Origin of the sequence: Bacteroides sp. K03, assembly GCF_019734355.1 — a bacterium.
Classification (GTDB): domain Bacteria; phylum Bacteroidota; class Bacteroidia; order Bacteroidales; family Bacteroidaceae; genus Bacteroides; species Bacteroides nordii.
In genome coordinates this window covers 111,337-122,428 of the sequence record NZ_JAASHC010000015.1, presented here as the reverse complement: position 1 = coordinate 122,428, position 11,092 = coordinate 111,337, and the positions used below count along the sequence as shown (strand labels likewise).

The window sequence follows — 11,092 nt, the reverse complement described above, 5'->3', positions numbered from 1 at the left end:
TATGGAGGCTTTCTTGTTTACGAGACAATATTAAGAAATTTATTCTTATTAACGTTCATAAAGAACTATGTTTTCCACGGCAAAGATAATGGTAGAGGAAAATAGATAAAATATACACATCTAATAATCAACGTTTTACGCCAGCACCACATTGTTATTATTTTTCCATATCAGAAAAATATTTTTCTCCCATTCGAGCATATCTTTTATTATTCTTCAATTATTACACAACACAAAATTACAGACCTGCCATTCGCATCTTATATCAAATTCCAAAAATCTATATTTTATAATTAGCAGTTATAAAGTAGTTATTGACAAAAAGTACTATTCAGACGGTTCAATGACATAAAGATTACACCACTTTAATGAAAATACCCATCAAAAATATGTATATTCTCACTTTTTACTTTTACCTTTGCCTCAAAACAGACTAAAATATTATAATATGAAAGTAGCTATTATTGGTGCAGGAAATATGGGTTCTGCCATTGCACGTGGCTTAGCCCAGGGATATCTGATTCAAGGACACGAAATTATTGTTTCTAATCCAAGTAATGGAAAACTGGAGAAGCTAAAAGCCGACTTTCCCAATATTAAAACAACAAACGATAACATAGATGCAGCGGCTAATGCCGATATCGTAATTGTTGCAGTAAAGCCTTGGCTGATAGAAGAAATACTCAATCCACTCCGCTTGAAACGTACACAGATACTTGTTTCATTAGCTGCCGGGATCTGTTTTGACGATCTGGCACATTTTTGTGGCGAACCGGAGATGCCCATCTTCCGTGTCATCCCCAATACTGCTATAGCCGAACGTGCCAGTATGACGTTGATCTCTGCGCGGAACGCTTCGGATAAACAGAAAAAAATATTAACGGATATATTCAACGAAATGGGATTGACAATGATTATACCGGAAAGTAAAATAGCAGCGGCTACAGCTCTCACTTCATGTGGCATTGCATACGTGCTTAAGTATGTACAAGCCGCTATGCAGGCAGGTATTGAAATGGGAATCGCCCCGAAAGATGCTATGAAAATGGTAGCACAATCTTTGGAAGGAGCAGCAGAGTTGTTGCTAAATAAAGAAACACATCCCAGTGTTGAAATAGATAAAGTAACCACTCCCGGCGGGATCACCATTAAAGGAATTAACGAACTGGAACATGCCGGATTCACCTCTGCGGTGATTAAGGCGATGAAGGCATCGAAATAATGTTCAATGATGAATTATCATTTTTTTTAGAACTTATAAAAATAATTACTGCAAACATTAAAACCGCCAAGCTAAATATTACATTAACAATTAAACATTAAATACATGGACGACCAAATCAGACAAATTGCCGAACGATTGCGCGGATTGCGTGACGTATTGGAACTTACCTCAGAAGATATCGCCCGCGATTGTGATATCTCCGCAGAAGAATATCGCCTGGCAGAAACAGGACAATACGACATCTCAGTAGGTATGCTACAAAAAATCGCACATAAATATGGTATCTCTCTGGATGCACTTATGTTTGGCGAAGAACCTAAAATGAGTAGTTACTTTCTGACCCGTGCCGGAAAAGGAATAAGTATTGAACGCACCAAAGCCTATAAATACCAGTCTTTAGCTGCCGGATTCATAAATCGCAGTGCCGACCCGTTTATTGTAACGGCTGAGCCAAAACCAGACGATGAACCGATACATTACAACAGTCATAGCGGACAGGAATTCAATTTAGTACTCGAAGGCCGTATGTTGGTCAACATCGAAGGTAAAGATCTGATACTGAACGAAGGTGACAGTCTCTATTTCAACGCTAAACTCCCACATGGCATGAAAGCACTTGACGGAAAGCCAGTGCGTTTCCTCGCCGTTATCATGTAATATTATTATGGTAGAAAGATTTTTATCACAGACAACATTCTCTTCGCAGGAAGATTTTATCAAAAACTTAAAAATCAACGTACCCGAAAATTTCAATTTCGGGTATGATGTAGTAGATACCTGGGCTGCCGAACAACCGGATAAGCGCGCACTGCTGTGGACGAACGATAAGGGTGAACATATCCAGTTCACATTTGCTGACATGAAACGTTATACAGACATGACAGCCTCTTATTTCCAATCACTCGGCATCGGCCGTGGGGATATGGTAATGCTTATCCTGAAACGCCGTTATGAATTCTGGTTCAGCATCATCGCCCTGCACAAACTGGGTGCTACGGTTATTCCTGCCACTCACCTGCTGACAAAGAAAGATATTGTATACCGCTGTAATGCCGCAGACATCAAAATGATTGTTGCTGCCGGCGAAGAAGAGATCACAAAGCATATCATCGAAGCAATGCCCGAGTGCCCTTCTGTACATAAACTGGTAAGCGTAGGCCCTGAGATTCCGGAAGGATTTGAAGACTTCCACAAAGGCATTGAATCTGCCACTCCATTTGTCAAACCGGAACATCCGAATACAAATGATGACATCTCACTGATGTACTTCACTTCGGGTACTACCGGTGAACCGAAAATGGTAGCACACGACTTTACCTACCCACTGGGACATATCGTAACAGGTAGTTTCTGGCATAATCTCACGGAAAACAGCCTCCATCTCACCATTGCGGATACAGGTTGGGGAAAAGCGGTATGGGGAAAACTTTACGGACAATGGATTGCTGGAGCAAACATCTTCGTATATGACCATGAGAAATTTACTCCGGGTGATATCTTGACAAAGATACAGGATTATCATGTCACTTCACTCTGTGCCCCTCCAACAATTTTCCGTTTCCTGATTCATGAGGATCTGACCAAGTATGATCTCTCCTCACTACAATACTGTACGATTGCAGGCGAAGCACTGAACCCGGCCGTATTTGATACTTTCAAAAAGCTGACAGGAATCAAATTGATGGAAGGTTTCGGACAGACTGAAACCACTTTGACTGTAGCTACTTTCCCCTGGATGGAACCCAAACCGGGAAGTATGGGTGTGCCCAACCCACAATATGATGTTGATCTCATAGATAATGAGGGCCGTTCTGTGGAAGCAGGTGAACAAGGGCAAATCATCATTCGTACTACCCAGGGAAAGCCATTAGGACTGTTTAAAGAGTATTACCGGGATGCAGACCGTACACATGAAGCTTGGAATAATGGTATTTATTATACAGGAGATGTAGCCTGGAAAGATGAAGACGGTTATCTTTGGTTCGTAGGGCGTGCAGATGATGTGATCAAAAGCTCCGGTTACCGGATCGGCCCGTTTGAGGTGGAAAGTGCTTTGATGACACACCCTGCTGTTATTGAGTGTGCTATCACTGGAGTACCCGATGAGATTCGTGGTCAAGTGGTAAAAGCTACCATCGTTCTGTCTAAGGAATATAAAGCACAAGCAGGTGAAGCATTAATAAAAGAGCTTCAAAACCATGTCAAAAAGGTTACTGCACCTTATAAATATCCACGTGTCATTGAATTCGTCGATGAACTGCCCAAAACTATCAGCGGAAAGATACGCCGCGTGGAAATTCGTAAGAACGATGAAAAATAAGATACATTAATAGATAAGCGTTCTAAAACACAGATTAGCATTGACTCTTCGTAAATTTATTCCTCATTCAGGCATTTACTCCACGAAGACCAGTGCTAATTTGCATTTTATATTCCGGGGCATTGTTTTGTTCATTTTCCGAAACTCTAATCATCCACAATGACGGAAATGGAAAAGAAACGTTAATTGTATCAGTTTATATCATGCCTGCTAACGTTTGCAACAAATCTTATAAAGATTGAACGATAAGTTATAATCCATATTAGAAACATGCTCTATATTTGCAATATCAAATACAATAAAAACCAAAACTAATGATTACAAGTAGAAAGATTTCCCAAATTGATGTTTTTGCCGGTAGCCCATGGGAAGTTGCCAGCGTAAAAAGACTTCTGAATGCAGCTTACATTGAAGTTTCAATAAAAGATAAAGGTACTAACCGTATTTTACTATCCGTACCTTGTGAGTTTTATACAGCCGCTATGCGTGTTATAGAAAGCAGAAAGATTTCATAGGTTTTCAAAATATACCAGATTAAGATTAAGTTAGATTGGAGCCGGCCCGATGCGAAATCGGAACCGGCTTTTTTATTATTATCTTTCTTCAGATTTGTTATCTTTGTATCTTTATAATAAAGTGTAGTACAAGCTCAGTACAAATTAACAATGTTAACGAGTAAATCCAAACATCCTTTTTCTATGAAATAAAAGTACGTACTCTTCAGGCATAAAAGTACGTACTCTTAAACAGTAAAAATACGTACTTAACACACACTTAAATACGTACTTTTATAAACTGAAAATATCACATTATTCAATGCATACTCTTTATCCCATAATTGATATAGAAAAGTCTTCTTCTACCTTCTGCTTTCACAAGTGGTACACAACCTGAAACCATAATAAAATATAAATATGAACAATACCGGAACAGGATTGTCTATTATCATTATATTTGCAGAGTAAATTACTATACTCTGCAAAAGAGTATCACTAAATATAGACAATCTTAACTATCACATAAACAATACATAATATAATGAAAAAGCTCCTGAAAAAGAATGCTTCTTACACTGTAAGTATAAGTATAGTCCAAAACCCTTTTAAGTTGATAAAGAATAAAATGCTCTATTTCACATTATTAATAGGAGCACTTGCTTTTACATCTTGTACTAACAATGATCCACAACCCGAGCCACCAGCTCCTACCGGGGAATTATATACTTTAAAATACAAATCGCAAGAAATACTGGAGCTAAAACAAATGAAAACAGAACAGGAAGTACAGAATCTCCCTGTCGAAGAATCAAGTAAGTATTTTGGAAAACGTTTATCACTCACTAGCCCAACCGAATTGCAATTAAAAGATGATTCTCTCTTCATCATCAAAAACTACGGAATCACTGAAAAATATAAAATGAAATCCCACAATAATGAAGTATTTCTTTATAATGACCTATCGGACACATGGGAGTATTGCGGAACAAGAGAAGATAAAAACAGTTTTACACTTAACATAGGTTTCTATATTCAGGAAAGAGTAAACAACCAACGAACTTTGTATGCCATCGGACAGGAGTATTCACTAAAATCTTTTTCCGACCTAATGGAATATATAGGTAAAGACGGGCTATCATCTGTTATCTGGTTGAAGCAGCAAATTGTTTTTGAATAAATATAAATCTATAAAAGCAACGAAAGATGAAAACAAAAATAAGATATGCCATATTGCTTCTTTTAGTGATTCAAACCGGTTATGCACAAGAAGCGAGTAACTTTACCGTAAAGGCTCCCGACAAAACATTTATAGGAGCCATATTAGAGCCCGGCAGTATCAACAGTGATGCACATCAATTTCTGGATGTTTCCCTCAATCCTATTACAATCAGTTATAGCCTTCCAATGAAAAGTCAGGAAATAACACCGGATTATGACAATATGATGAAAGCGATCCGGGAAAGATTGCAACAAAACAATGTCTTGAAACCAAACTATCAATTCAACAGTTCAATTGACGAAATAAAATCTTATGAAGAATTAGCCATCTATTTCGGACAGAAAATCAATCCGTCCCTTTTCTTCGGTACTTCACGCCAGAAGCAGAAAAAGACAATTGTTGTATTAAGTATCAGTCAAAGTTTCTTTTCTGTAGACATGGACTTTCCTGAATCGCTAAGTGACGATCCTACTGTGCTTGAGCAAAAAGACAAACTTATTTATGTCAGTTCTATTCAGTTTGGCCGTAAAGCAGTCGCAATCATCGAATCGGATTTTGATTCTCAAACAGTAAAAGCAGCGATTAAAGATATTATCAGTAAGACAGAAAACGATGAAGCAAGTATACTTGGCGAAAGTATGGCTGTCATTGCAAATGCCACTGTAAGATGTATGACTATAGGCAATGATAACATGGAAGAAACTGATCCGGACAATCCATTAAAAAATCTGATAAACTACCTGAACAAAAAAATGACACCGGAAGATTTTGGTATGCCCATTACCTTCTCAGCCGCTTATCTAAAAGATAATTCGGTATTTGTCAATAAATTCACAAAATAATATTTCTGAATTAGTACGCAACAATCTTTTGATCGAAACGCAGATAAACGCGGATTCTCGCAAAGAATCAATGACAAAGTTATCTGATCTGTGAAAATTTGAGTTAATCTGCGTTTCAACTATTATAGAAAGGTTACAATAATACATTCAGAGAGATGGACCTCTTTTTTTAATAGGCTTCTATTCTTTACTCCAAATACGAGTATTCAGATTGAGATCATCAACAATTGAGATTAGTGCACTAATTGTCTCTATTTCAGCACTGAGAGATTGTATATTAGTAATAGGATTCCATATACTGGCCTCAAAATGATTCTTAGAATCCGGGATAGCAATCAGAATGGTGGAGTCCCGGAAACTAATGGTAACTCCTTGCCCGAATTTACGATCCAGCTCCAGCAAACGCTCCATCATGGAAGGTGTAATAAGATAGCGGGCTTCAACCTGATCGGTAGAGTAAACATCAAATGTATTCTCAAAATCGGGATTTTCCATCTTAACCCTTGACTCCCCAAACCTTAGTTTAAAAAAACAATCCCGAAGAATCGTTGTCTTTCCTTTAAAGTCTTTATGAAAATCGGCCATAAACAGAAACCCTCTGAAAATATTCACATAGTATTGCCGCGTCTGCCCTTTAGCTCCCACCTGCGTCCTTCTTTCTTCGGCACGTACCTCTGCACAAAGAAATTCGGTTTTATCCACATACCCATGAATCAAATCTTCGGTGTGATAGCGATCCGGAGCACAAGGGAATAGTCCACAGTTAGAAAACACCTCTTCATTAATCCCCTCATTGGGAGAATATGTGGCATTATCACAAAATGCACCAATCACCCGGGCAATCACTTCGTTTTTATAGTGTAAAGAAAAATCCTTCGATTTACTATTTACACAAGCATAATAAATGAGAGCAGAGACAATTCCAACAAATAATAAAAGGATTACCGGATAACCGGATAGAATTAATAGTATCCCCCCCGCAATAAAAAAGAGAATACCGCCCCATAATCCCGCTTTATGACCTTGAGATTTAAGTTCCCGGCGTCTATCTTCCAAAGCCTGCAAAACAGAAGGTAATTCCTGCGACAATGATTCAAAGCGTGACTGTCCCATAGTAAGCTTTTATGAATTAAGTAATTCTTTTACATCAGGAGTAGTACGTTCCGATTCCTGAATAGCCCATGTCCCTTTACGGTTAAACCCAAAGACACCAGCCAATAAGTTAGATGGGAAGGTCTGCACTGCATTATTATAATCAGTGACACAGGCATTATATGTACGCCTTGCAGCAGCCAGTTGCTCTTCAGTTTCATTAATAGAACGCTGTAATTGCATAAAATTACCAGAAGCCTTTAGTTCCGGATAACTCTCCGCTATTGCCAATAAACCGGTATGGGCATGAGTGAAAATATCGTCCAGATTTGCTTTTTCACTATTTGAAAGAGCAACATAAGATTTGCTCCTCATTTCGGCCAGTTTTGTAAATACTCCCTCCTCATATTTAGCATACTGCCGAACCGTTGCTACCAAATTAGGAATAAGATCATATCTCTTCTTCAACATAACGTCAATCGTAGCAAAAGCATTTTCCGCTTGGTTCTTTTTCCTCACAAGGGAGTTATAAACAACTCCAACAAAAATAATCAGAAGTACAAGAATAATCACTATGACCATAAACTAATAGTAACGGCATCCTTTTGCCGGAATTAAACTCAATTGCCATGAAATAGATTGAATTCCCAATAGTAAAACAAAAAAAGCTCTGTAAATTTCTTACAGAGCTTTTTCACAAAGAACACTCGTACTCGAAGCGGGACTTGAACCCGCACAGCCGCAATGGCCAAAGGATTTTAAGTCCTTCGTGCCGGGTCACCATTCGAGCACCCTAATGACTATAAATCAGCTCATTACCCTTTTTACATCTATCAATACAACCATGTGGTTTACATATTGGTTTACATCAATCATGTAAAACAAGATAAGTTATTCAATAAGTTAATACCCTCTTTGCAGCGTAATACTGCACTGCAAAAGTAATGAAATTATTTGTTCCAATAGTCAAATTACAGCATATTGATAATAAAAAAACAGCAAATGAATTTCTTCAAATGCTGTTCTTATTATTATCAATCAATAACAACCACATTTATTCCACAAGTCATTTAACTCCTGTTCCAATTCCGTATCACTAGTTAGATTATACGCAATCTGAATGTCTTCACAAGCTACCTTTTTCTCATTCAAATAGATACGACAGATAGCCCTATTATAATACGCCATTGCATCTCGTTTAAAATCATCTGTACTCAATGCTTTAGTCCAATCAGATTCAGCTTTATCCCACATATTCATATCCATATAAATAAATGCCCGTTGAGTATAATTATCTGGCTGTGCATTATTCAAATTTATCGCTTTTGTTATATCTTGCAAAGCTTCTTCATTCCTTTTTTGAGACCTATATAGGTGACAACGGTTTATATATCCTATTGGATTATTAGGATGATATTCTACTGCTTGACTGAAATAAGACTCTGCATCTCTATTGTTATCAACAACATAAGATATTATACCTAAGGCATTTAGGGATTGAATATCTTCGGCTTTCTCATTTAATATACTTGTAAATATATCAATAGCTTCATTAAAGTTTCCTTCATGCATAGTAGAATAAGCATATTCTTTTTGATAACTATCCATATCAACAGTAAAATTTGATTTGTATTTATCTAAATCAATATTTCTAAATTGCCATCCTCTTGAGGTATTTCCATAAGTAATACTAATTTTATGCAAAGTCGATTTGATTGGTGGAAAAAACACTTTGAACTTATAATTAGAAGCCAAAGATACTTTTGTCCCATTCATTTTATCTACTCCTATCGTTGATGAAGTAACATAATATTTACTATTGTTATCTAAGTCATGAATAAGAAAACCGTCATCGCCTTTATCTATCTCGCACCATATATACATTTCCCCCATAGATAGATTCAGATTCGTATATGAAAGATATGCGATTGTTACATCATCTTTAAATTCTATAGCATTCAAAACAACTTCACTATTCCTTTCATTAGGTATATTCAAGATAATAAAATTTTCTTTATTGTTAAATTTGGGATTAAAGCGATTAAAATCATTACTCGTCAATGCGGTAAGTCTTTCTTTATTTATAGATACCCCAAAATTAAGATTTTGCCCTCCTGTACGATTAAATGTCGCAACAGCAAACACTTCACCTTTTTCATTCAATAATGCACTACCACTACTTCCTGGAGAAATAGGTGCAGTTACCTGTATAATATCACCATGTTGTTTATCATTCCTTAATGACGCCACAATTCCATCAGAAACACTTTTCTCTAATCCTAAAGGACTACTTATATTATAAACTTTATCTCCTTGTTCTATGCCTTTAGTAGCAAATTCTAAATAAGGAAATTTTTGATTAGATAGAGCTATTATCGAAAACTTAATAATATCCCATTTTTTATCAGAAGCCAATACCTTATCTATTTCGTACTCTTTCCCATTGCTAGTTTTAAGCATTGCTTTTACAGCACCATCCAACACGTGGTAATTTGTTATCCCTGTACCATCACTATCAATAAAGAAGCCAGAGCCACTACCTAATGGAGCTCCGTATTCATCGTAAGTATAGATTATAAATGTTGCACTCTCTGTATCATGTATAATATCCTTCAGATTCTTTTGGCATGAACTAAAGAATGCTAATATAACACCAAGTATCAAAAATATATTCTTATTCATATTTATTCAATTTTAAAATTAGGATTCTTTTGTAATGTTCTCCGTTTATTTGGTGTATTTGAATTCTTTGATTTGGGTGTATGCGTTTTCACATTTTTATCTCGTTGTATAATATCCATGTTCCCTTGAATCTCTGTTGTGTAATGCAGAATTTTATTATCTGTTGAGATTTGTACAAAAGCCATATTGGTATATTCTCGTTGACCTATTGCAACTAGTGCAACACCTGTTTTATTATCATAAGAATTTTGATAGTACCATTTTGCATAACTAATTTTATCTATATTCCCATCATTAGTTCTTGCTCTCTCATAGTCTTCAACAATCAGTTTTCCCCACGATTGGCTGTTATGTAAAGGATGTACATTAGCCAAACAAAGCTCACCGTTATCTAAGTATAACGTTAAATACGCCCTTCTGCTCTTAATAATAGAAGTAATGTCTCTGTCATTTTCGTAAGCGTTAATAATACTAAGTCGACACAATTCCTGTTGATTAGTATTATTGCTTTTTAATTGAACTCCAAAGAAATGCCAAGACCCTGTGTCTCCTTCAAGTATATCCAATTCTTCTGTGTTTTCAGGTATAGCTTCAAAAATTGCAGAAAATTCAATTTCTTGCCCTGGGTGACATACTGTTTGTCCATCTTTATTAGCTATTCCATTTGTAAATAAAAGTTTATATTTCATATTCTTCACCTTTAAATACATAGAGTTGTTTCCATCTTTAGGGAGTGATAAATAGATATAACGTGAATTACTCTCATTAGACTTGTACAGGAAATCCACTTGTGTATGTGCACTCAATATCGTTATCTTCTTTATAAAAATATTATTTTGCGATGCATGTCTTACGTTAGGAAATACAATATCTTTAGAATATGAATAGGTGCATTGCCATATTGCTAATATGAATGTTATGACTGGTAGAATTTTTCTCATAAATATAAAAATTGGTATTCTTTAATAGAAATGGATTACGATTGTTTTTCAAAATTGGCAACATTGCTTAATAAGCCTTGCTACAGTAGGTATAATTATATATTTGTTTCCATATTATTCAACATATTTATGTACCCTGTTCCCTTTGGATAGCATTATACAATAAAAAAGGTGTGGGAACTATATTTGTTTTATCCTTAGATTAGGTCTTCGCATTACCTTTAGCATGGATAAAACAATAGCAACCCACACCAGTTTGATAATATCTAAAGCC

At 36.2% G+C, this 11,092-nt stretch carries 10 protein-coding genes and 1 tRNA gene; 6 read left to right on the top strand and 5 right to left on the bottom strand.

Annotated features, from left to right (window positions below):
• Positions 1 to 448 precede the first annotated feature (448 nt).
• The 6 genes from proC (at position 449) to HCG69_RS12315 (ending at position 6,103) form a co-directional block, all read left to right on the top strand.
• Entirely contained in the window at positions 449 to 1,222 is a 774-nt protein-coding gene (gene proC / locus HCG69_RS12340) for a pyrroline-5-carboxylate reductase (protein ID WP_221650276.1), read from the top strand.
• Between the two features lie 105 nt (positions 1,223 to 1,327).
• Positions 1,328 to 1,882: a helix-turn-helix domain-containing protein gene (locus HCG69_RS12335; protein WP_195660556.1), complete on the top strand. Its 555-nt coding sequence runs from the start codon at positions 1,328 to 1,330 to the stop codon at positions 1,880 to 1,882.
• Between the two features lie 7 nt (positions 1,883 to 1,889).
• Positions 1,890 to 3,545: an AMP-binding protein gene (locus HCG69_RS12330; RefSeq protein WP_221650275.1), complete on the top strand. Its 1,656-nt coding sequence runs from the start codon at positions 1,890 to 1,892 to the stop codon at positions 3,543 to 3,545.
• A gap of 314 nt (positions 3,546 to 3,859) precedes the next feature.
• Positions 3,860 to 4,060: a DUF2007-related protein gene (locus HCG69_RS12325; RefSeq protein ID WP_221650274.1), complete on the top strand. Its 201-nt coding sequence runs from the start codon at positions 3,860 to 3,862 to the stop codon at positions 4,058 to 4,060.
• Positions 4,061 to 4,583: 523 nt separating this feature from the next.
• Positions 4,584 to 5,219: a hypothetical protein gene (locus HCG69_RS12320; protein ID WP_221650273.1), complete on the top strand. Its 636-nt coding sequence runs from the start codon at positions 4,584 to 4,586 to the stop codon at positions 5,217 to 5,219.
• 26 nt (positions 5,220 to 5,245) lie between these two features.
• Positions 5,246 to 6,103, top strand: coding sequence for a thiol-activated cytolysin family protein (locus tag HCG69_RS12315; protein WP_221650272.1), 858 nt, complete (start codon positions 5,246 to 5,248; stop codon positions 6,101 to 6,103).
• A gap of 180 nt (positions 6,104 to 6,283) precedes the next feature.
• Here the strand turns inward: HCG69_RS12315 and HCG69_RS12310 are convergent, their stop codons facing one another.
• The 5 genes from HCG69_RS12310 to HCG69_RS12290 form a co-directional block, all read right to left on the bottom strand.
• Positions 6,284 to 7,216 carry a DUF3137 domain-containing protein gene (locus HCG69_RS12310; protein WP_221650271.1) on the bottom strand — a complete coding sequence of 311 codons (933 nt, stop codon included), beginning with the start codon at positions 7,214 to 7,216 and terminating at the stop codon, positions 6,284 to 6,286.
• Positions 7,217 to 7,225: 9 nt separating this feature from the next.
• Positions 7,226 to 7,777, bottom strand: a complete 552-nt coding sequence (locus tag HCG69_RS12305) for a LemA family protein (protein WP_221650270.1) — start codon at positions 7,775 to 7,777, stop codon at positions 7,226 to 7,228.
• A gap of 128 nt (positions 7,778 to 7,905) precedes the next feature.
• A tRNA-Leu gene (locus HCG69_RS12300) sits at positions 7,906 to 7,985 on the bottom strand.
• Positions 7,986 to 8,233: 248 nt separating this feature from the next.
• A complete protein-coding gene (locus tag HCG69_RS12295) occupies positions 8,234 to 9,877 on the bottom strand; it encodes a trypsin-like peptidase domain-containing protein (protein ID WP_221650269.1) in 1,644 nt (547 codons plus the stop codon).
• Positions 9,878 to 9,879: 2 nt separating this feature from the next.
• Positions 9,880 to 10,566, bottom strand: coding sequence for a hypothetical protein (locus HCG69_RS12290; protein WP_221650268.1), 687 nt, complete (start codon positions 10,564 to 10,566; stop codon positions 9,880 to 9,882).
• Positions 10,567 to 11,092: the final 526 nt, after the last annotated feature.